Here is a 21,167-nt window from a genome sequence, read left to right as displayed (position 1 = left end):
TCACGTTGACAGGTGCCGCTTTCGCGCAGACCACGACCGCTCCGGGCAGCGCCGAGAGCAACATGAACAACCCCGGCAGCGTGAAGAGCAACGCCGAGAAGGGAATGCCGGAGCGTGGTGCTCCCGCGGCGACCGGAACGGTGACGGCGCCGGCCCCGGGGATCGCTCCGGTTGCTCCAGGCGCGGGCACGTCGACCACTGCCCCAAGCAGCCCGACGAACTCCACCGCCCCGTCGCGGTGAGTGCGTGATCGGCTGAACGTGCGGTGCTTCGGCCGGGCTCCCTTCTCTCGGGAGCCCGGTCACGGACCAGGGAAAAACCGGCCTCATCCGCGGGCGGCGCCCATCGCTGCCTTCGCCCACCCTGGGACGCAGGACAGGTGAGCGGTCTCGAAATCCCGAAGGCGGCCCGATGGCCTCCGCGGTCGGGTCAGTGTCGGGCCGCCGCGGGATGATCGACGTGATGCCGCTGCCCAGCGGATCGATCCGGCGCCTGACGCCTCGTTCGCGGCGCAGATGACCTGCCCCCGCGGGCGTGGCCGGACATCGGCTGAGCGGGCCCGCTCAAGCGGCCGTGCGCGAGGCCCCACCCACCTCAGATCTTGATCTGCGCACCGATCTCCACCGCACGGTCCACGGGGATGCCGAAGTAGCGCGACGCGTCCGTCGCCGAGCGCGCCAGGGCGATGTACAGGCGGTCCTGCCACACCGGCATGCCGGTCTCCGGCGAGGCCACCAGGACCCGCCGCGTCAGGAAGTAGGACAGGCTGGCTTCGTCGAGCCCGGCGGCCGCCAGGGCGCGCGGGAGGTCGGGCATCTCCTTGAAGCCGAACCGCACCGTCACGCAGGAGAAAGCGTCGGACAGCCGCCTGACCGTGACGCGCTCCGCGTCGGTCAGGCGCGGCAAGTCCTCCGTCACGACGTGCAGGATGAAGTTGTGGGCGTGCAGCACCCGATTGTGCTTGACGTTATGAATCAGGGCGCCGGGCGTGTCGCTCGGCGTTCCGGTCAGGAACACCGCCGTGCCCGCCACCCGCTGAACCGACCCGGTCTCGGCCATCCGCGTGAACTCGGAGAGCGGCAGGCACCGGCGGTGGATCTCCTCCGCGATCAGGGCCGAGCCATGCCGCCACGTCCACATCGCCGTGACGAGGGCGGCCCCGATGGTCAGCGGCACCCAGCCGCCATGGAAAACCTTGAGCGCGTTGGCCGACAGGAACACCAGCTCGATCAGCAGGAAGGGCGCGAGCACCAGCGCCGCCAGGGCCGGCGACCAGCGCCAGAACTTCCAGGCGACGGTGAAGAGCAGGCACGCGGTGATGACCATGTCGCCGGTCACGGCGATGCCGTAGGCGGCGGCCAGCGCGCTCGACGACTCGAACAGCAATACGAGGAACACGACGGCGACCAGCAGCCACCAGTTCACCCGCGGAATGTAGATCTGCCCCTTCTCCGTCTCGGAGGTGCGCTGGACGCGCATTCGCGGCAGCAGGCCGAGTTGCATGGCCTGCTGGGTGATCGAGAAGGTGCCGGTGATCACCGCCTGGCTCGCGATGATGGTCGCCACGGTGGCAAGCAGCACCATCGGCAGCAGGGCCCAGGAGGGGTAGAGGAGGAAGAAAGGGTTCTCGATCCGCTCCGGGTGGGCAAGCAGCATCGCGCCTTGCCCCAGGTAGTTGAGGGCCAGCGCCGGGAGCACGAGGCCGAACCAGGCCGTCCGGATCGGCGAGCGCCCGAAATGTCCCATGTCGGCGTAGAGCGCCTCAGCCCCCGTCACGGCCAGGAACACGGCCCCGAGGGCCAGGAGCCCGGCCGTGCCGTGGCCGAGCAGGAAGCGGATGCCGTGGGCCGGGTTGAGGGCGGCCAGGATGCCGGGATCGTCCGCGATGTGGCTCAAACCTCCGAGCGCCATGACGATGAACCAGAAGGCGGTGATCGGTCCGAAGAAGGTGCCGACGCGGGCCGTCCCGTGGCTCTGGACGGCGAAGAGGCCGATCAGGATGGCGAGGCTGATCGGCAGAACGTAGGGCTCGAAGGCGGGCGTGACGAGTTTCAGGCCCTCGACGGCCGAGAGGACCGAGATGGCCGGGGTGATGATCGCGTCACCGTAGAACAGGGCGACCCCGATCATGCCCAGCACGATGACGAAGCCGCCGTGGTGGCCGAGCGCGCGCTGGGCCAGGGCGACGAGGGAGGGGGTGCCGCCCTCGCCGTTGTTGTCAGCCCGCATGACGAGGAGCACGTACTTGAGCGTGACGATCAGGATGAGCGCCCACAGGATCAGCGAGACGACGCCGAACACCATCTCGCGAGTGAGGGCGTGGGCGCTGCCGCTGGCCGCGTGCAGCGACTCCTTGAGCGCGTAGAGCGGGCTGGTGCCGATGTCGCCGTAGACGACGCCGATGGATCCTAAGGTGAGCGCCCAGAAGCCCGTCTTCGAGCCGTGCTCGGCGCTCGCCGGCAATGGAGCGTGCGCCGCAGGAAGGTCGGGCTTTGCAAGCGTATGCATCGGCTTCGTTCTCTGGCCAGGCCACAGATCAAGTCTGAGGACCGACTTCAACGGCCGTGGCGTGGGGATCGTTCGATCACCGCCCTCGGCCCGTCGTCGGGAGCGCGTCGTCAGTCGTGGCCGCGCGGAACCGACGTTCCATGAGCTTCCCCGGCCGGGGATGCTCCAAGTGGCACATGGTGTCATGTGAGACCAACGACGGTCTCTCGGACGCTTCAATCCGCAAGGATGGCGTGTCAGAACATGATCCGCCTGGGCAACACGAGGCTGCGACGGGCGTGGCGCGCACGTTCAACGGCCGAAGACAATCTTCTCCGAACAGCACGGCACGATGCCCGCTCACCGCCTGCTCGCCCACGACGACGAAGTCAGTCAAGCTGTGTGGCGGGCCCGATATCGTCCCATGGAAACGGAGTGCGCCCATGCAGCAAGCACACTCTTCTATGCCGGAACTCTCTGCGACATGCCCCGGATCCGCGCCTGCCCCCCGCGGACGAGGCAGCAAGCCTGCGGGCGCCCTGGTCGAGCGGCCATCGGAACGGCGGGGCGGGCGCCTGCCGGCCCTTGGCGAGGCGCAGCCCCGTGATCCCCTGGGCGACTCGGTGGGATGCCGGGCGCCTCGACCGGCCGTCTGAGCGGGAGCCGGGCGGTTGGTCACGCTGAGCGGCCGGAGCAGCCACCGGGCGGCGTGCGCCAAGGCCGGCAGGCGCACGACGAGCGCCGAAACTGGCCATGGCGGCCCGGACATGCGATAGACCCGCGATGACCAACAACAGCCTGCACCCCTTCGCGATCGAAGTGTCACCGCTCACCACGCCCAAAGGCCATTTCGGCTGGGCGATCCGCAAGCATGGCAAGCTCCTGGAACGGTCGGATCGGCCGCATGAGACTGAGGCCAAGGCGCACGCTCGGGCTCTCGCGGCGCTGGAGCGGACTGCCCACCCGGGGGCGGGGGCGCGGCGCTGACCGCCTGGCAGGGCGCGGCCCGACGGCGCGTGCGGCTCCGTCCTCGATTGTGCGGCGGCAGCACTCTCCCGCCGTAAGAAGTCTGTTGTGGGCGGCGGTCCCTTGGGCAGGTGCGCCGACACGGACGGGACCTCGGCGAGCCGCGTGGTGCAGCGCCGCGTGCGCACCTCACACGTCGTCGGTCAGGCCCGCTTCTCGCCCGCACCCGCCCGCGCCGACATCGCGCTGCCGCGCCCGAACCGGGAGCGCGTTGAGCCCGCGCAGAGCGAGAACGATGCGCTCCAGGAGGTGGGAGATGGCAGAGAGCATCACCCTTCTCGGTCCGTTCCGCGAGGCGTCGGACGACTTTGCTGAGAACCTGCAGGGCGGCTAAGCCCAACGCGACCAAGCGTGGAAATCAGGATGGCGTTCAAGGCAAAGTCGGCTTCAGAGACAAAGGCGGCGGAGTTGGCATCCGCAATCATCCGCATAGCGGATCGGGAGAGTGCTCCGCTCACGATCGGCGTGGAGGAGCTTCGACGCGCCAACCCGCGCCTGACGCCGCTGGCGATCGGGCAGATGTACCGCAAGCACCGCGACAGGCTGGAGGCGGCTCTGGCAGAGCGCGGCTACATCCTCATCACCTACGCCGACCAGGGCCCGGGCCGCGGGATGGAGTTCGAGATTGGGGTCGGGTGAGCGCTGCGGTTGCCGGGCGGAGTGATCCGCACCACCGGACCCGGGAGCAGGCCGTGCCGTGGCCTGACGAGGGCGCTCGCGAAGACGCGATGTCGGCATCGGCAGCGACCCCGAGCCGACCATGCCTGCTCAGCCCTCTCCGCCGTCAGCACGCTCATGCGCTTCAGCCTCTGCGGCCGCCCGCGACCGGATCTGATCCATGATGGGGATGAGCAAGGGCGGCACGTCCATTCCGTACGCGTCCAGCAGCAGCCCGGCCGTGATCAGGGCACTCATGTGCGCGTCCGGAACCTCCTCTCCAGCCATGTGAGCGCGGAAGATGCGGTCGGCCAGAAGGTTGGCCATGCGCGAGACTTCCGCGAGCTTTTTGGTCTGATCTATCACGTCACGGCCCCGTGTCGGATCGAAGCTCGCACGTTACCCCGCTGTCTTTCAGTGCTCGCCGCGGGTGCCGTCGGCGTGATAGCGGAAGCGGACGCTTACGCAACCGATGTTCCCGCACAGAATCAGCAGGCAAGCACTGAAGCATAAAGTAGGGCTCTACAGGTTAGTGAATTGCCGTAATGTGCTTGCCGATCCACTCCAAGAGAATGTCAGCAATATCGAGACTATTGTCGTCCTGCATGAGCATGTGCGAATTCCCTTTGATGCCGATGTCCGGCAACACGATGATCTCGGCCTTGCCACCCGCAGCCGAGACAGCGGCCACGAAGGCGCGGCAGTTCTTCAGGCGCGGCGCCCACCGCGGGAACTCATCGACGTAATCGCCGAACAGCACGAGGATAGGCACGCTCTTGTAGGGGGTGAGATCAGCCGTCGGCTCGGGACACGCGGCCGGCTCGATCGAGACGATCCCTGCCACGCCCTGGGTGCTGAGGGCGGCGGTCTGGAACGGGTAGATGCCCGACTGCGAGTGGCTCATCAGCACTGTTCCGCCGATCTTCTGCGCCAGCTCGGATAGCGCGTGGACCGTCGGGTTCGGGGTCGGCAGGTTCGCCGCGCTGTCGGCAACCATCTGCTTCCAGAACTCGGCTTGCGCCGCGAGCGGAAAGCGCATGCCGGGCATCACCTGCGGATATTCGTGGCCGAACCGGAAGATGGCCCAGGCGCCCTCGTGCCCGGCGGAGAACACGGTCGGCAGTTTGTCGGCAGGCGCTTTGCCGAGACGGACCGCGTTGATGGCGGACGGGTCCGTGGCGGACCGGCCGCGCCAGACTTGATCGATGACATAGGTCGGATGTCCGTGACGCACGAAGTACTCATCCCAGCCCATCCGGCCGTCGGGCGTCGTCTCCCAGGTTTTGCCGGTCAGGCAGCAGCCGTGGATGAGCGTGATGGGCACTCCCGCCTGGCCTGCAGGCGCCTGATAGCGCACGTACATCTGGTCGACGGTGATGGTGCCAGACGGGTCGTAGTTCGGCAGGGTCGACAGGGTGTCGGACCTCACCTCGCGGCCGCCGACGAAGAAGCTGCCTTGCTTGGCGATGGTCAGCGGGCCGGGTTCGGGCCGCGCGGTCTGAGCGAGAGCTGGGGCTGCGAGAGCGCATAACGCGGCGAGCAGTGCAAAACGCATGAGGGCGCCCTCCCTAGGGCCGTCGGTGTCGTTGAGCGTGCTGCAGAGAAGGTAGGACACGTGGCCGAGGCGGCCATCGCATCCTCGAACGTGCCCTCGGCTGCAGGGCGCCCGGAGCCCTCTAGGCCGCCCAGCCGCCGCAGGCCGCCAATGTGCCGCCAATGTGCCGCCATGTGGGTCACGTCCGGCTTCCGGGCCTGCTGCAACCATGTGGCCGAGCCCGCCGATGCCCAGGACGGCAACCACGTCGCCGGCCTCGGCGCCGGACGTCCTGAGCGCGTTGAACGTGGCAATGCCCGCGCAGAGGATGGGCGCGGCCTCTTCGGCGCTCAGTGCGTCCGGGATCGAGACGAGACCCGTGGCGCGCGCAGGCACCATCTCGGCATCGCCGCCATCGCGGGAGGCGCCCACGAGGGGCTGGTTCCGGCAGAGCTGAAACAGCCCTCGGCGGCATTGGGCCAGGCGTTGCAGTGGCCGCCCAGGCGGCCGACGCCGACGCGCTGCCCCGGTTTCCAGAGCGTCGGCACCCCGTCACCCGGAGCCACGATCCGCCCGGCACCCTCGTGGCCGGGCACTCGCGGCGGCCGCGGCGTTGGATGGGCGTCGGCGATGGCGGCGGCGTCGGCGCCGCAGATCCCGCAGGCCTGAACCGCGATCAGCACCGGGCCGGCTCCCGGCTCGGGGGTCGTCCGCTCGACCTCGTCAAGGGTGCCGGAGGTCGTGACCTGCATGGCCCGGCAGATCGGCCTCGTCACAACGCGCTCGACCGGCCCGCGACGTCGGCGACCTGGCGGGCACCGGAAGCGCGCACCGCGCTCCACGCCAGGGCGCCCACCGCCGCCACAAGGGGTAGGAACGAGATCCAGAGGACCACATCCCAGCCGTAGCGGGACAGGAGGCCGCCCGACGAGAACGAGCCCACCGCCATCGTCCCGAACACCGCGAAGTCGTTGAGCGACTGCACGCGCGCCTTCTCCTCGGGACGGTGGCACTCCAGCACCATCGCCGAGGCGCCGACGAAACCGAAGTTCCAGCCCACACCGAGCATGACCAGCGCGATCCAGAAATGCGCGACGTCCACGCCGGCCAGGCCGACGCCGGCAGAGACCGCGGTCAGCGCCAAGCCGGTCGCGACCACGCGCGGCGCGCCGACGCGCGTGATCAGCCGGCCGGTGAAGAAGCTCGGTCCGTACATGGCGATCACGTGCCATTGCAGGCCCAGGTTGGCGTCCTCCTGCGACAGGCCGCACAGGTGCATGGCCAGCGGCGCCGACGTCATCAGGAAGTTCATCAGCAGGTAGGACACCACCCCGCAGATCACGGCCGTGATGAACCGGGGTTGGCGTGCGATGACGCCGAGCGGACGGCCGCTGGCCAGTTCCTGCGCGGTCGGCATCGGCAGCCGCACGCCGAGCAGAACCAGGGCCGAGACGGCCGCGACGGCGGCTTGCGCCAGGAACGTGGCCGCGAACAGGTACGGCGGCCACAGGCTCATCGTGTGGGTGACGAGCTGCGGGCCGATGATTCCGGCGAAGACCCCGCCGGCCATCACGGCCGACAGCGCCCGCGGGCGCCGCTCCGGCCTGACGCCGTCGGCGGCGGCGAACCGGAACGAGAGGACCACCGCGGCGTAGGCGCCGCCGAAGAAGGTGCCGAGGCTGAACAGCCAGAACGAGCCCAGCACGATGGCGAGGGCGGACAGCAGGCCGACGAGGACACCGCAGCCCGTCCCGGCGAGGAACGCGGCGCGGCGGCCATGGCGCCGGGCGATGGCGCCGGCCGGCAGGGTGCAGGCGGCCATGCCGACCACGAAGATCGAGATCGGCAGCGTCGCCAGAACGGGGCTCGGCGCCAACATGCTCCCGACGATGGCGCCGGTTGCGTAGACGACCGTCGAGTTCGCGCCGGCGAGCGCCTGGGCGATCGCCAGCCGGAGGACGTTGCCGGTATCGGACCGCGCAGGGCGAGCGGGCGCGGGCCCGCTCGCCGGACCGGCTTCAGCGTGCGACATGGGATCTCTCAGGCCGTGAGGAGGGTGTGCCAACGCGTGTCGCGCGGCGACGGGCGGCGGTGCAGGCGGCGGTCGAGCAGGGCGCGCGCTTTGGCGGCCTCGCCACCGCGCATCAGCGCGACGAGCAGCGTGTCCTCGATGATCTCGCGCTGGGCGCCGCTGCCGCCGATGCGCGCCACCTCGGCGGCGACCGGCTCCAGGATGCGCACGCAAGCCGCGTAATCCTCCTCCGCGAACGCCAGGACGGCGCGACAGATCGCGGGCACGACCGGACCGGCCGTGAGGCTGCCCGCCGCCGCAAGGTCGGTCAGGGCGCCGATGCGCGCCTCCGCAGCGGCCCTGTCGCGGGTTGCGGCTGCCAGCAGGCCCATATGCGCGTCGGCGAACGCGAAGCCGGCCTTGGTGAAGTGGCCGCTCGCGTAGGCCTTGGCATCGTCCCACAGCCCGGCCGGCACCTCGTAGCCGTAGGCCTGCATGCGCCAGAGCAGCGAGACGGTGTCCGAGACGACGTTGATGGGCAACCCTGCCGTCACGGAGGGCTGGACGTGCGCGGCGTAGATCCTCAGAGCGTGCTCGGGATCGTCGCGCTCCAGGGCGGACAGCGCGGCGTGCCAGGCGATGTGGCCGTGCAGGATCCCGGAGCGGTCATAGCCCGGCAGCCAGTCCGCGATCAGCGCCTCGGCCTCCTCGCCCGCGCCGTCCTCGAACATGGCGTGCGACAGGGCGTGGGCCCCGTTGGCATTGTTGCGCCGCAGCGCGAACCCGCGCTGTGCCAGGTCGCGGCCGTACCTGACCGCGCCGTTCTCGGCATGGGACCAGCCTCGGTAGGAGACGAACCACCAGTCATCGGCCGCGAAGTGCGCCGCGTGGCGCTCGCAGAGGTCAACACGGGCCTGATCGTGGTTGGAGATGCCCGAGAAGGCCAGCAGACCGAAGGCCCCGAGCGGCAGCGACAGGATCAGCACGTCGCGCGGCCAGGCGTCGGCGTGGGCCAGCGCGCTTTCGAGTGCCTTGGCGGACTGCCCGGTCACGGCGAGGCTCAACGTCGCGACGTGGCTCCGCTCCCGCAGGGTACCGTTGCGGGTGACGACCTCGTGCGCCTTCTCGATCCGCGTGCGTGCCGCGGCGGTCTCACCGCGCATCGCGTGCAGGCGCGCCCGTGCCGCGTACGCCAGAGCAAAATCCGGATCGGCCGCCACCGCCTCTTCCAGGGCCTCCGCCGCGCCCGGCCACGCCGACAGGAGAAGATCGACCCCTTCCCGGTAGCGCGCGGCGGCACGGTCGGAGGTGGTCGAGAGGGGCAGGCCGCGGCGATCGAGGTGGGCCATGACAAGTTCCTGGGCTCGGTCGTGTGGCAGCGCGGGTGATGCCCGCCCTGCGGTCAGGTGCGTCGGACCCCGCCGTGCATACCGGACCGCCCTCTGTCTGTATTTCGATGAGGTGACATTCTATGTAGAATTCCAGCCAAACTGGAGCCCGGCATGACCTGGGAGACGATCGAGACGCCGCCCGGCTTGGCACCGCCCCATCCGCTCACGGTCCGCGCGCAGTCCATCCCGGCGCGCCACGCCTTCGCGGAGCATGCGCATCACTGGAACCAAGTCGTCTACGCGATCTCCGGGGTGCTGACGGTGGCCGTGGAGGGGCGTTCCTTCGTGATCTCACCGGAGCAGGCCGTCTGGCTGCCGACGGGTCAGCGGCACCGGGTCGGATCGCTCCTGGGTGCCGAGTTCCGCAGCCTCTGGATCGCCGACGAAGCCGGCCGTGGCCTGCCGGAGAGCCCGACCGTGTTCGGCGTCTCGGCCCTGCTGCAGGCCCTCATCGTCGAGGCCGCCGCGATCGAGGGAGCGGAGGATGCCGACGGTTATGCCGGCCGTGTGACCGCCCTGATCCTGGACCAGCTGCGGCGCGCCCAAGCGCTTCCGGGCGCGCTTCCCTGGCCGCGCGCGGGCGCCCTGGTCGGGCTCTGCGAAGCGCTCTACGCGGCGCCGGCCGACCGTCGCGGTCCGGAGGCGTGGGGCCGCGACCTCGGGATGTCGGGGCGGACCCTGGCCCGGCACTTCGAGGCCGAGCTGGGGATGAGCCTGCGCTCCTGGCGGCGGCGCTTGCGGCTGTTCAAGGCGATCGAGCTGATGGGCGGAGGCCTCGGCGTCACGCAGACGGCGATGGAACTCGGCTACGGCTCGACCTCGGCCTTCGTCTACGCGTTCCGCACCGCGATGGGGTGCGGCCCGCAGGCCTACATGCGTGGACGGAACGCGGACGCGCCTGCCGGTCCGTGAGGGCGCACACGCTCCAAGAACTGGGGTGGGCGGATTCGGGCTTCGCTCAGGCGCCGCGCGGGCTCGTGAGACGGGAGCCGCTGTGATCAACCGGATCCCGGATCAGTCGTCGTGGCGCTGCCGCGGAGAGCCTGCCGCTTCGCGCGTCCCTCCATGCGGCAGCAGTCGCACCACTCTGCGGGACCGAACCTCCAGGCGACGCCGCCGTGACCTCGTGCGGCGGCGCGGAACCGACATGCATCTCGGCGAGACCGTGCGGGCCACGAGCCTGCGCGGCCCGCCCGATTCGGAGAAGGCCGGACGGCGACCTCGACACGCCGACCCGGGTTCGATCTCACTTTCGCGTTGACCCCATTCGCCGCCACCACGAAGAGGTCTGCTTCCCAGTCTTCATCCTTTACCGCGGCACTCTTGCTCGCGCGTCCAGGATCTGGGGAGAACGAAATTGTCGGACGGGCTAATTTCCCTCATCCGATGAGGTGAGGACGCGGCAATACACCTCGATCTCGCCCTTTCCCTTGAGCATGACGTTGCCGATCGGTCTGACGGCGCGCTGGTCAGCCAAGCGGGCGAAAGCCTCGCGTGACAGGTGAAGAGTGCATCCACCGCCAAGGCCCGAAAGGCGCGCGGCGACGTTGACCGTGTCCCCCCAGAGATCGAAGGTGAATTTCGTCCGGCCCACGATGCCGCCGACCACCGAACCGATGTGGATGCCGGCCCGGAGCCGCCAGCCCGGCGCGCCGGCAGCCGCGACCGCCACCATGTCGCTGGCGCACCGGATGGCCGCCTCGACCGGATCCGCATGAGGACGCAGCAGGTTGGCGGTGGCCATGAAGGCGTCGCCGATCGTCTTGATGTTCTCCAGCCCGTGCTCGTGCGCCACGATCTCGAACGCCTCCGCCAAGCGCTGGATCTCCGCGACGACCACGTCCGGGGTCTGCCGATGGCACCAGGCCGTGAAGCCGACGAGATCGATGAAGAGGACCGCCACATCATCGAACAGGCGCGGCTTGACCTGACCGGTCTCCATCAGCTCGGCCACCGCCGAGACCGGCAGGATGGCGCGGAGGAGCTCGTCGGCGCGCCTGCGCTCGCGTTCGATGGTCCGAAGATGCGCCATTTCCCGGTCCCGCAAGCGTTTCCTCTCGAGGCAGGATCGGATGCGGGCCTCGAGGAGCACCGGCTCGAACGGCTTGGGCAGGTAGTCCTCGGCCCCCAGTTCGATGCACCGAACGATGCTGTTGATCTCGACGAGGGCGGAGATCATCACGACCGGCGTGTGGCGCCAAGCCTCGTGCGCCTTCATCCGCTCCAGCACGGCGTAGCCGTCGAGGGCCGGCATCATCACGTCGAGCAGGACGAGGTCGAACGGCTCCTCATTCAGCCGGTCGAGGGCGGCCCGACCGTTCGCGGCGCGCACGCTCGTGTGACCGAGCAGCTCCAGCTCCTGCTCGAGGAGGTCGAGATTGAAGGGCTCGTCGTCGACGATGAGGATGCGTGCTGGCTCCACGGGTCTCCCTCTCTCCGGGCCGGAACATGCCCGGCCCCGACCGCACTCACCCCATCCAACGGCGCAGCTTGGCGAACAACAGGTCCTCGTCGATGGGCTTCGTCATGAAGTCATCGCAGCCTGCCGCCTTCGCCCGCTCCTCGTCACCGCTCATCGCGTTGGCGGTGACCGCGACGACGGGGATCCCTGCGGTGGCCGCGTTCGCCTTGATGCATCGTGTCGCCTCCCAGCCGTCGAGGAGGGGCAGGGACAGGTCCATGAGGATGAGATCGGGCTGGTGGGTGAGCGCCATCTCGACGCCCGCGGCGCCGTCGACCGCGACGACGAGATCGTAATCGTCCTCCAGGAGCTGCGTCAGCAGATCGCGATTGAGCGCGACGTCCTCGACGATCAGAATCCGCTTCATGTGACGTTCCTGAAGGAGGCGGGCTGCTCGGCGCGGAGCTCCGGACAGGTCATCGGCTGCCTTCCACGGCGGCGGGCTCCGGAAGCGGCAATGCGCGCTGAACCTCGCGGATGAGGGCCGCGCGGTCGAGGCCCTGCTTGTCGATCAGGCCGAGCACGCGCTCTCGCAGCAGGCCGCGCTCCACCGAGTCCAGGGACGCGGCCGTCAGCACGACGACGGGAATGGTCCGAGCGACCGGATCCGCCTGGAGCGCGTCGAGGAAGGTGAGTCCGTCCATCCGTGGCATGAGCAGGTCGAGGAGGATCACGCTCGGGCGGGCCTGCGCGATGCGCTCAAGGCCGGCGGCGCCGTCCGCCGCCCAGTCCACGGTGCAGTGCTCGGAATCCAGCAACTGGCGGACGAGGTCGGGCACGTTGGGGTCGTCGTCGATCACCAGGACGCGCTCGTTGCCGGGGGCGATGCGCGCCAGCACGCCGATCAGGGCCTCCCGCTCGAAGGGCTTCACGATGTAGTCCGTCGCCCCGAGCCGGAAGCCGAGTTCCTTCTGATCGACGATCGAGATCAGGACGACGGGGATGTCGCGGGTCTGCGGATCGGTCTTGAGCGCGTGCAGCACCTGCCAGCCGTCCGTGCCAGGCATCATGATGTCCAGCGTGATCGCCCGCGGCTGCAGCTCCCGCGCCATCCGCAGCCCGTCCTGGCCGCTCGAAGCGCCGGTCACCGTGTAGCCCGCATCGGCGAGGTTCTCCTGCAGCAGGTAGACCACGTTCGGGTCGTCATCGATCGCGAGCACGAGCTTGGACCCCGACCGGGGCACGGCCGCCGCGGCGGGGGCCGGCTCCGGCAGGCTCGGTGCCATCTCGGGCGCGCCGGCGATCCGCGGCGGGATGCTGAGCGTGAAGGTTGAGCCCTGCCCGACCCGGCTCTCGACGTCGATGTGGCCGCCGAGCAGCCGGGCCAGCCGGTGGCTGATCGCGAGACCGAGCCCGGTCCCGCTGTGGGACCGGGTCGCGCTGTTGTCGACCTGATGGAACTCGTCGAAGATCGCGCTCAGCGCCTCCTGGGGGATGCCGATACCCGTGTCCGTGACCGCGAATTCGACGTGCTCGCCGGCCGAGCGGACCCGCAGCGTCACCGATCCGGCTTCCGTGAACTTGATCGCGTTGCTGAGGAGGTTGATCAGGATCTGCCGGAGCTTCTCCTCATCCGTCCGGAGCATCGTGGGCGGATCCTCGACGTCCCGGACGAGACGCACGCCCTCGCTCTTGATCAGGGGTTCGACCGTCCTGAGGCAGAGGTCGAGCACGGGCTCCAGGGCGAACTCGGACGCCTTCACCTCCATGCGCCCGGCCTCGACCTTGGCGAGATCGAGGATGCTGTTGATCAGCGAGAGCAGGTGCTCGGAACTCGCCAGGATCTTCTCGAGGTTCTCGAACTGCTTCGTCGGCAACGCCTCCTTGGCCCGGCGCATCACCAGCCGGGTGAAGCCGATGATCGCGTTGAGCGGAGTGCGCAGCTCGTGACTCATATTGGCGAGAAAGCTGCTCTTGGCGCGGCTCGCATCCTCCGCCGCTTCCTTGGCCTGCCGCAGGCTCTCCTCGGCGCGCTTGCGCTCGATCACTCGCCCCAGTTGCGCACCGATATTGGTCATCACCCTGAGCAGGGCCGGGTCCGGAGGAGGCGCATCGCAGGCGAAGAACTCCAAGACTGCCACGACCTCGCGCCCCACCGTCACGGGAAACCCGAAGCCAGCCCGAAGCCCATCCGCCGCCGCCGCGGCGGCGCGCGGATCGTCGGGCGAGGACGGATCGCCGAGGATCCACTCCGGTGCTCCCGAGAGGAGCGCGCGGCCGGCAGGTCCCGTGCCGGCGCCGATCCGCATCCCGGCCGCCGCGGCGCGGAACCGCGCGAACCGCTCCGGCGCGTCGCAGTGCCAGATGCCGGTCGGGACAAGCGTGCGGCTTCCGTCCTCGGCCACGACGTAGGCGTGTCCGATCGGCCAGCCGGCATGTTGCGAGACGCGGTCCAGGCAGAACCGCACGGCGTCCTCGACCGTGGACGCCTCGTTGGCCGCCGTTGCCGCGGCCTGCAGCAGCTCGACGAAAGCGGTCTGCCTCTGCAGCGCGAGTTCGGCCTCCTTGTGCTCGGTGATGTCGCTCCATGACTCGACGACCTCGACCGGTTCTCCATGAGGATCCCGCAGGAGGCGCTGCTCGTCCCTCACCCACCGGTAGGTGCCGTCGGCGCGCAGGAACCGGTACTCGATGACGTTGTGCCCTTGCTGGAGCAGGCGTGGGAATTCGGACAGGACCCGGTCCCGGTCCTCGGGATGGAGGCGGTCCAGCCAGAATTCCGGCCCGGCCATGTAATCGCTCGGCTCGTAGCCCAGGAGGTCGCGCACGTTCTCGCTGATGAACGTGGGCGCGTTTCGACCGCCCACCTCGAAGCTGCAGATCATCGACGGGGAGGCGGTCAAGAGGTAGGTCAGCCTGCCCTGTGTCGTGAGCACGACCTGCTCGGCGCGTTTGATCTCGGTCACATCCGTGTAGACGGCGACGACGCCGCCGTCGTTGGTCTTGCGCTCGCTGACCTGCACCCAGCGCCCGTCGACGCGTTGCTGGAGGATGGATCCGCGAGGCTCTCGATAATGAGCCATCCGCTCGGCGAGCCACGCCTCGACGGTCGTGCCTTCCTTGTGCACGATGCAGGATTCAGCGGCGGCGCGGGCGATCGTCTGGAAAGACGCGCCGGGAACGATCACCTCCGCGAGACCCGGGTGGAAATCCCGGAAGTGATCGTTGCAGAGGACGAGGCGGTCGTCGGGATCGAACAGCGCGAAGCCTTCGGAACTGCTCTCGATCGCCTCGATCAGCTTCTGCTTGGCGACCCCGGCGGCATCGAGGAACCCCTCGCCGCGGGGCGCGGTGCCCGTTCCGAGAGATCGCTCGTGCGGCGTTCCGATCGGCGCTTGGGACATGTGTCGAGCCATCCTCTCGGCGGCGTGCCTCCAGTGTCCCTACCTCTTGTCCCAGGCCGGACACGCGCCACGCCCGTCGCCACCCTGCTCTTTTGTTCGTCACCGTTGCATGACGCAAATTCCGGATCAAGTGAGGTGGAAACTGCCGGAGGACAGCAACACTGGGCGCAGCGCGGCCAGGCGGCTTCGGCCAGATCAGATTCCGCCGGCTCTGAAGCCGGCATCCCACGGCCTGATCATCGTCACGAGGGTTGCATCGAACGTCTGGCCGCGAGAAGCCAGCGCGCGGGACCGGGTTCAGGGCGCGGGCGCAATCGGGCTTCGGAATCGTCCTCGACGTTCGCTGGAGGACCGCGATCGGGCGCGACGCCGAGAACGACTTCCGGCCGAGATCCGAGGTCCGGTACTGGCGCATCTCGCCCGTTCACGAGCGCGCGAGATTTCTGCGAAGGACTTGGTGAGGATGCCACCTCGGTCCGGCCGAACCCTCGTTCATCTCGCCGCGCCGATCCCGCCGTGAGCGGGCGGGGCGGCACGCCGTGCTCCAAGCACGGCGGCGCCCCACTCTTGCTCAGAGCATTCTCCGACGACACGAATGCCGGTTCGTCGAAGACGATGCGGCCCGATCAACGACCGGGAGCAGCGTCCGATTGCGCCGTGCTCGGGCGTTGCTCTAGAGGATACCCGCGCCGCGCGCCCACTTGTACTTCGCGCCCAGCACCTCGACGGGCAGTTCGGTCGAGTAGGCGTAGGCTGGAATGCCGTGATCGTAGAGGTACTGCGAGGCCTCCTCGACCTGCACGTCGCCCGCGAGCGAGGCAACGATCGGCTTCTCGATGCCCCTGGCGCGCATCTCGTCGCGGACCTCCACCACGTTTCTCGCAAAGACCATCGGCGGCGTGATGATGGTGTGCCAGTAGCCCAGGATGAGCGCGTGGATGCGCTCGTCCTCGAGTCCCAGACGAATGGTGTTCTGATAGGTGACCGGGGGCTCGCCGCCCGTGATGTCGACAGGGTTGCCGGCTGCTCCGAAGGGCGGGATGAACTTGCGGAACGCTGCATCGAGATCGTCCGGCATGGCCATGAGCGACAGGCCGTTGTCGACGACCGCGTCGGACAGGAGCACGCCGGACCCGCCCGCACCCGTGATGATGACCACGTTCTCGCCTTTCGGCGTCGGCAGAACCGGCACACCGCGGGCGAATTCGAGGAGCTGGCGCAGCGAGCGCGCCCGGATGACACCGCACTGCTTGAACACGTCCTCGTAGATCTTATCGTTTCCGGCAAGCGCCCCCGTATGGGAGCTCGCGGCCCGAGCGCCCGCCGAGGTGCGGCCGGCCTTCAGCACGATGACGGGCTTCTTCTTCGAGACGCGGCGGGCCGCCTCCGCGAAGCTGCGGCCGTCCTTCAGATCCTCGCAGTGCTGCGCGATCACCCGGGTTGAGTCGTCCTGCTCGAAGAACGTGAGCAGATCGTCCTCGTCGATGTCGGACTTGTTGCCGAGCCCGACGATGGCCGAGACGCCCATCTTGGTCGAACGCGAAAAGCCGATGATGGCCATGCCGATACCACCGGACTGGGACGACAAGGCGGCCTGGCCTTGCACGTCGAATGGCGTGCAGAAGGTCGCGCACAGGCTCTTGGCCATGTAATAGAAGCCATAGATGTTCGGGCCCATGAGGCGAATATTATATCGGCGGCCGATCTCCTGAAGCTCACGCTGCCCCGCCTCATTTCCGGTCTCGGCAAATCCGGACGGAATCAGAACTGCCCCTGCTACACCTTTTTCACCGCACTCGGTGAGCGCCGCGGCGACGAATTGGGCAGGAATCGCGAACACGGCGACGTCCACTGGCCCGGGCACGTCTTTCACCGACCTGTAGGCCTTGAGACCCAGAACCGTGTCCGCTTTCGGGTGGATTGGATAGATTTTACCTTTGTAGCCTCCGTTGATGAGATTCTTCATAACGGAATTGCCGATCTTGCCCTCCTCTGCGGACGCGCCGATGACCGCCACCGTATCGGGACGCATGATGCGGTTCATGCTGGCCACGATCTCGTCATGCGACCGCGTCCGCAGCTCGGGCCGCTGCGCGAAATCCACCACGATCCGCACGTCCGCGGCAGTCGCGTCGCGCGCCGTCGCGAAGACTGGGTTGAGATCGAGTTCCGCGATTTCCGGGAAGTCGGTGACGAGTTGCGAGACCTTGACGATGATGTCGGCCAGCGCCTCGCGGCTGACCGGGTCTGCTCCTCGCACGCCTCTCAGCATCTCGGCCGCTTGAATGCCATCGAGCATCGAGAGCGCATCGTCGCGGGTCGCAGGGGCCAACCGGAACGTGATGTCCTTCAGCACCTCCACCAGGACTCCGCCGAGACCGAAGGCCACGAGCTTGCCGAAGGAGCCATCGGTGACCGCACCGACGATGACCTCGGTGCCCCCTGCGAGCATCTGCTGGATTTGCACGCCGTCGATGCGGGCATCGGCCTTGTAGCGCTTCGCGTTCGCCAGGATCGTCTCATAGCCCTGCGCCACGGCCTGCGCGGAGGAGAGGCCGACCATGACGCCGCCCGCTTCCGTCTTATGCAGGATGTCAGGGGAGACGATTTTGAGGACGACGGGAAATCCCATGCTCTCTGCCGCCCGCACAGCATCCTGCGCTGAGGTCGCCACGGCCTCTTTCGGCACCGGAATACCGTAGGCGTCACAGACGATGCGGCCTTCAGGAGCGGTCAGCGCGTCGCGCCCGTCCGCTTTGACACGATCGAGGATCTGACGGACTGCAATCCTGCTATCAGCAGGCGTGTCGTGGACCGAGCGTTGTTGGGCCGATAGGGCCATCGTCGTTCCTCCCGATTTTCGGCCGTGATGCTTCCCTGACAAAGATCAGATGTTGGGTCAGGGTCACGGAACCTCTACTCATCATTCGCCGCGAAGTCGTGCGGCTGTGCTTGTACGGTCAGGTCTGCGGAGCCGTACGGGGCTGATCCTCTCCGCCGCAGCCGGAGCAGGCGCTCCGATGGCGGCGGAACGGGCGATCTCGCCGAGCAGGGGCGACCGCTTGACGTCGCTTGAGCGCGCCGCGAGCCGGATGGCATTGCCCGCGGTCAGACGCTTGCCGCGGGACGACGCGATCCGGCGGACCGCCATCGGGATCGTCACCCGCACGCGGGGGCACCTCGGCGAACGCCGCACCCTCGCCCGATCGGCCGCACTCCTTCACATGGCATCCCAGGATCCCTCCCGAACGACCAGGGGGCGAACGATGTCTCATTTTCCGTTGGCATGCAATATACCAATTGCGATTCCATGCGCCCTCGGCCGCCGCGTTGTCGATGGCAGACACGAAGTCGGCGGTTCGGAGAAAGACGCGCTCGCCGCAAAGTTCGCGTCATAGCCTGGCGGTGGCGCCGTGTTGAGACAAGACGCTTCGCCGTCGACGGCGAGAGCGGAGAGATCCCCGAACACGAAGAGCGCTGCCTCCCGTCCGCGGAGAGGTGACCCGCCCTCTCCGGCCCGGCGATGGCATCTGCCAAGACCTAATCGATCTTCGTGAGCGACTGCGGAAAGTCGGCGCAGCCCTCGATGTCTCGAGCGAACCTGAAACCTCTTTCCAGAACGAGTTGGCACGCACGTTCAGCGTCCCGCTCCTCAATCGCAGCGATGATGGCGACGTAAGCAGACCTCAAATAACTGAGATCAACGTTTCCGCGAAATATGACCTCGTGAACGCTCCGCAGATGCAGCAGGAGATGATCAAGCATGGATTGAATCTCTTGGCATTGCGCCAGGGTGGCGGCATGGCGACAGAACCGCCAACGCGCCTCAAAGTACCGGTCATATCCGCTGGAACGATCTGCCTCGTAGAAGGCGCCGAAGCTTGCACGAAGAGCTCCGAGCTGCGCCTCCGTCGCTTTCGCGCATGCTAAACGGACCGCCATGCTCTCCAACCCAGCACAGGCGTAGACCATCTCGACAATTTCGAGCTTGTTCTTCTTGATGACGAACACGCCCCGTCGCGGCTTGCACCGCACGAATCCTTGGTGCTCCAAGATCGCCAGGGCCTCTCGAACAGGTGTGCGGCTGACACCGAGAATATGTGATAATTCATGCTCATGAAGTTGCGGCTCGCCTGGATGATCATAGATGCCCATCTCGCTGATTGCGCTCATCAAAGCCTTGTAGACGAGATCGCGCAAACTTGCTTCCGAGCCCGCCGAGGCGCCATCAGTCCGGACACTGTGTGACATGGATCCGACCCTACCCCAACTGATATGGCCAAGCCGTCTGCGGCCAGACACCTTCCTCCGTCACGATAACGTCCATGGGAACGTCATGCGGCTGAGGGCCGATCGTTCCGAGGCGTGATAGGCCAAAGCCGACGCCGACGCGCGAGAGAACCGATGAGCCGACCGTCCGGGCGCCTCGTTCGCGCCGCATCCGCCCTCGTCGCGGCCGCTTCGATCGGGCTCGGTCTCCTCATGCTCCTTCGCCACCAGGCGGGGCTCGGCATCGAACGCGTCGTGATCGGCACGACCCCCGCGACGGTGTATCGCCCCGAGGGCGGCGGACCGGCGCCCGTCGTCGTCGTGGCGCACGGCTTCGCCGGCTCGCAGCCGCTCATGGCCGCCTTCGCCACCACCTTCGCCCGCAACGGCCTCGTCGCGATCACCTTCGACTTCCCCGGCCACGGCCGCAACCCGCGGCCGCTCCCGGGCGACGTCACCCGCGAGGGCGGTGCGACCCGGGCGCTGGTCGACGAGACACTGCGCGTCCTCGCCGTCGCGCGCGGCCTGGGCGACGGGCGCGTCGCCCTGCTCGGCCATTCCATGGCCTCCGACATCGTGATCCGTGCCGCGCAGCAGGTGCCCGATGTCGGCGCCACCATCGCCGTCTCGATGTTCTCGCGCACCGCCACGGCCACGAGCCCGCGCAACCTCCTCGTCATTGCCGGCGACTGGGAGGGGCGGCTGAAGGCGGAGGCGCTGCGCGTGGTCGGGCTCGCCAGCGCCCCGCGGCCGCCGCGGGCGGGCGTGACCTACGGCGACCCGGCCCTCGGCACCGCCCGGCGCGCCGCCTTCAGCCCGGGCGTCGAGCACATCGGCGTCCTGTTCAGCCCGCGCTCCATGGACGAGGCCCAGGGCTGGCTCGACGCCGCCTTCGATCGGCCGGCGCGCGCCGCGCGCGTCCTCGATCATCGCGGCCCGTGGATCGCGCTCCTGCTCTTAGGATTCGTGCTGCTGGCCTGGCCGCTGTCGCGGCTCCTGCCGGTGGTCGCCGACCCTCCCGCGGGCGCCGGACTGGCGGGGCATCGGCTGTGGGCGCTGCTCGTCGGCCCGGCCGTGCTGACGCCGCTGATCCTGCGCGTCGCGCCGACCCATTTCCTGCCCGTGCTGGTCGCCGACTACGTCGCGGCCCACTTCGCGCTCTACGGGTTGCTGACGGCCGGCGGGCTGCTGCTCGCCCGCTCGCGGCGGGCTGGAGCCGCGCCCGCGCCGCCGCGGCGGGCTGCCCTGATCGGCGCGGTGCTGGCCTCGTTCCTCTACGCGGTCCTGGGGCTCGGGGGCCTCGTCGATGCCTGGGTCGCCTCCCTCGTGCCGGCAGCCGGGCGGGCGCCGATCATCCTGGCCATGCTCGCGGGCACGCTGCCCTACTTCCTCGCCGATGAGTGGCTGACGCGCGGGGCGGGCGGCGCGCGCTGGGCCTACCCGGCCTCGAAGCTGGCCTTCCTCCTGTCGCTCGCGCTGGCCGTCGCCCTCGAGCCCGGGCGGCTGTTCTTCCTGGTCATCATCGTGCCGGCGATCGTGGTCCTGTTCCTGATCTACGGGGTGCTCGGCACCTGGGCCTACCGCCGGACGGGGCACCCCGCGGTCGGCGGGCTCACCAACGCGGTCGCCTTCGCCTGGGCCCTCGGGGTCACGTTCCCCCTGCTCGCCGCCTGAGGCTCGACGCGCGTCCCGTTCCGGTCACGGCGGAAGACGAGGCGCGCATGCGGCGGGCAGAGGACCTCGCGGAGACCTGGAGGGCGTCGGGCTCTGACGCGCTCGGGCCGACACCTGGGCGTGGCCTCGTGCGGCCTGCCGCTTCGTCTCGCAGAATGTCCGGGCAACGTCGGCGATCCGCGTCGCGGGCAACACCATCGGCGCCTGCCAGCTGCTGCTCGGGCACACGACGTGTGAGAGCACAGGATCGCGGCGTGGAAGCTTCCGGATGATGAGGCTATCCAGCACCGTCGGGACGCCGATGCCCGGATCA

At 68.7% G+C, this 21,167-nt stretch carries 16 protein-coding genes; 4 read left to right on the top strand and 12 right to left on the bottom strand.

Annotated features, from left to right (window positions below; all coding sequences use genetic code 11):
* Positions 1 to 594: 594 nt before the first annotated feature.
* A complete protein-coding gene (locus M446_RS07205) occupies positions 595 to 2,508 on the bottom strand; it encodes a potassium transporter Kup (RefSeq protein ID WP_012331450.1) in 1,914 nt (637 codons plus the stop codon).
* A gap of 762 nt (positions 2,509 to 3,270) precedes the next feature.
* Between M446_RS07205 and M446_RS07200 the strand changes: the two genes are divergently transcribed.
* Positions 3,271 to 3,474 carry a hypothetical protein gene (locus tag M446_RS07200; RefSeq protein WP_012331449.1) on the top strand — a complete coding sequence of 68 codons (204 nt, stop codon included), beginning with the start codon at positions 3,271 to 3,273 and terminating at the stop codon, positions 3,472 to 3,474.
* A gap of 168 nt (positions 3,475 to 3,642) precedes the next feature.
* Here the strand turns inward: M446_RS07200 and M446_RS38050 are convergent, their stop codons facing one another.
* On the bottom strand, positions 3,643 to 3,783 hold the full coding sequence (locus M446_RS38050; RefSeq protein ID WP_168169142.1) for a hypothetical protein: 141 nt from the start codon (positions 3,781 to 3,783) through the stop codon (positions 3,643 to 3,645).
* A 93-nt stretch (positions 3,784 to 3,876) separates the two neighbouring features.
* Between M446_RS38050 and M446_RS07195 the strand changes: the two genes are divergently transcribed.
* Positions 3,877 to 4,152: a hypothetical protein gene (locus M446_RS07195; protein WP_012331447.1), complete on the top strand. Its 276-nt coding sequence runs from the start codon at positions 3,877 to 3,879 to the stop codon at positions 4,150 to 4,152.
* A 129-nt stretch (positions 4,153 to 4,281) separates the two neighbouring features.
* Here the strand turns inward: M446_RS07195 and M446_RS07190 are convergent, their stop codons facing one another.
* The 5 genes from M446_RS07190 to M446_RS07170 all read right to left on the bottom strand — a co-directional run bounded on the left by M446_RS07190 (position 4,282) and on the right by M446_RS07170 (position 9,064).
* A complete protein-coding gene (locus M446_RS07190) occupies positions 4,282 to 4,497 on the bottom strand; it encodes a hypothetical protein (RefSeq protein WP_018262137.1) in 216 nt (71 codons plus the stop codon).
* 202 nt (positions 4,498 to 4,699) lie between these two features.
* Positions 4,700 to 6,136, bottom strand: a complete 1,437-nt coding sequence (locus tag M446_RS07185; protein WP_265576682.1) for an esterase — start codon at positions 6,134 to 6,136, stop codon at positions 4,700 to 4,702.
* Positions 6,055 to 6,456 (bottom strand): alcohol dehydrogenase catalytic domain-containing protein, encoded by a 402-nt coding sequence (locus M446_RS34990; protein ID WP_236728763.1) that lies wholly within the window; start codon positions 6,454 to 6,456, stop codon positions 6,055 to 6,057. The genes M446_RS07185 and M446_RS34990 overlap by 82 nt, the downstream gene beginning before the upstream one ends.
* Before the next feature lie 20 nt (positions 6,457 to 6,476).
* Positions 6,477 to 7,736: an MFS transporter gene (locus M446_RS07175; protein ID WP_012331445.1), complete on the bottom strand. Its 1,260-nt coding sequence runs from the start codon at positions 7,734 to 7,736 to the stop codon at positions 6,477 to 6,479.
* 8 nt (positions 7,737 to 7,744) lie between these two features.
* Positions 7,745 to 9,064, bottom strand: a complete 1,320-nt coding sequence (locus M446_RS07170; protein WP_012331444.1) for a tetratricopeptide repeat protein — start codon at positions 9,062 to 9,064, stop codon at positions 7,745 to 7,747.
* A gap of 153 nt (positions 9,065 to 9,217) precedes the next feature.
* On the opposite strand from M446_RS07170, the gene M446_RS07165 reads away from it, so the two are divergent.
* A complete protein-coding gene (locus tag M446_RS07165) occupies positions 9,218 to 10,018 on the top strand; it encodes an AraC family transcriptional regulator (RefSeq protein WP_012331443.1) in 801 nt (266 codons plus the stop codon).
* A 457-nt stretch (positions 10,019 to 10,475) separates the two neighbouring features.
* On the opposite strand, the gene M446_RS07160 is transcribed toward M446_RS07165, so the two are convergent.
* From M446_RS07160 to M446_RS07140, 5 genes are all read right to left on the bottom strand, one after another.
* The gene (locus M446_RS07160; protein WP_012331442.1) at positions 10,476 to 11,528 is read right to left on the bottom strand and encodes an adenylate/guanylate cyclase domain-containing protein; all 1,053 of its coding nucleotides are present in this window, start codon (positions 11,526 to 11,528) and stop codon (positions 10,476 to 10,478) included.
* 46 nt (positions 11,529 to 11,574) lie between these two features.
* On the bottom strand, positions 11,575 to 11,934 hold the full coding sequence (locus M446_RS07155; protein ID WP_012331441.1) for a response regulator: 360 nt from the start codon (positions 11,932 to 11,934) through the stop codon (positions 11,575 to 11,577).
* 49 nt (positions 11,935 to 11,983) lie between these two features.
* Complete coding sequence (locus M446_RS07150) at positions 11,984 to 14,911, bottom strand: response regulator (RefSeq protein ID WP_012331440.1); 2,928 nt, start codon at positions 14,909 to 14,911, stop codon at positions 11,984 to 11,986.
* Between the two features lie 673 nt (positions 14,912 to 15,584).
* The gene (locus M446_RS07145; RefSeq protein ID WP_012331439.1) at positions 15,585 to 17,753 is read right to left on the bottom strand and encodes an acetate--CoA ligase family protein; all 2,169 of its coding nucleotides are present in this window, start codon (positions 17,751 to 17,753) and stop codon (positions 15,585 to 15,587) included.
* Positions 17,754 to 18,451: 698 nt separating this feature from the next.
* Positions 18,452 to 19,111: a GntR family transcriptional regulator gene (locus tag M446_RS07140; protein ID WP_265576559.1), complete on the bottom strand. Its 660-nt coding sequence runs from the start codon at positions 19,109 to 19,111 to the stop codon at positions 18,452 to 18,454.
* Between the two features lie 204 nt (positions 19,112 to 19,315).
* On the opposite strand from M446_RS07140, the gene M446_RS07135 reads away from it, so the two are divergent.
* Positions 19,316 to 20,854, top strand: a complete 1,539-nt coding sequence (locus tag M446_RS07135) for an alpha/beta hydrolase (protein WP_012331436.1) — start codon at positions 19,316 to 19,318, stop codon at positions 20,852 to 20,854.
* Positions 20,855 to 21,167 lie beyond the last annotated feature (313 nt).

It is taken from the genome of Methylobacterium sp. 4-46 (assembly GCF_000019365.1).
Taxonomy (GTDB): domain Bacteria; phylum Pseudomonadota; class Alphaproteobacteria; order Rhizobiales; family Beijerinckiaceae; genus Methylobacterium.
Note: the sequence above shows the minus strand (reverse complement) of the source record. Positions and strands in the feature narration are given on the sequence as shown.

Coding starts and splice junctions, on each gene's coding strand:
- M446_RS07170 (WP_012331444.1), bottom strand. CDS start 9,064: ATGGCCCACCTCGATCGCCGCGGCCTGCCCCTCTCGACCACCTCCGAC.
- M446_RS07200 (WP_012331449.1), top strand. CDS start 3,271: ATGACCAACAACAGCCTGCACCCCTTCGCGATCGAAGTGTCACCGCTC.
- M446_RS07190 (WP_018262137.1), bottom strand. CDS start 4,497: ATGGCCAACCTTCTGGCCGACCGCATCTTCCGCGCTCACATGGCTGGA.
- M446_RS07165 (WP_012331443.1), top strand. CDS start 9,218: ATGACCTGGGAGACGATCGAGACGCCGCCCGGCTTGGCACCGCCCCAT.
- M446_RS07175 (WP_012331445.1), bottom strand. CDS start 7,736: ATGTCGCACGCTGAAGCCGGTCCGGCGAGCGGGCCCGCGCCCGCTCGC.
- M446_RS07195 (WP_012331447.1), top strand. CDS start 3,877: ATGGCGTTCAAGGCAAAGTCGGCTTCAGAGACAAAGGCGGCGGAGTTG.
- M446_RS34990 (WP_236728763.1), bottom strand. CDS start 6,456: ATGCAGGTCACGACCTCCGGCACCCTTGACGAGGTCGAGCGGACGACC.
- M446_RS07150 (WP_012331440.1), bottom strand. CDS start 14,911: ATGTCCCAAGCGCCGATCGGAACGCCGCACGAGCGATCTCTCGGAACG.
- M446_RS07155 (WP_012331441.1), bottom strand. CDS start 11,934: ATGAAGCGGATTCTGATCGTCGAGGACGTCGCGCTCAATCGCGATCTG.
- M446_RS07145 (WP_012331439.1), bottom strand. CDS start 17,753: ATGGCCCTATCGGCCCAACAACGCTCGGTCCACGACACGCCTGCTGAT.
- M446_RS38050 (WP_168169142.1), bottom strand. CDS start 3,783: ATGCTCTCTGCCATCTCCCACCTCCTGGAGCGCATCGTTCTCGCTCTG.
- M446_RS07135 (WP_012331436.1), top strand. CDS start 19,316: ATGAGCCGACCGTCCGGGCGCCTCGTTCGCGCCGCATCCGCCCTCGTC.
- M446_RS07205 (WP_012331450.1), bottom strand. CDS start 2,508: ATGCATACGCTTGCAAAGCCCGACCTTCCTGCGGCGCACGCTCCATTG.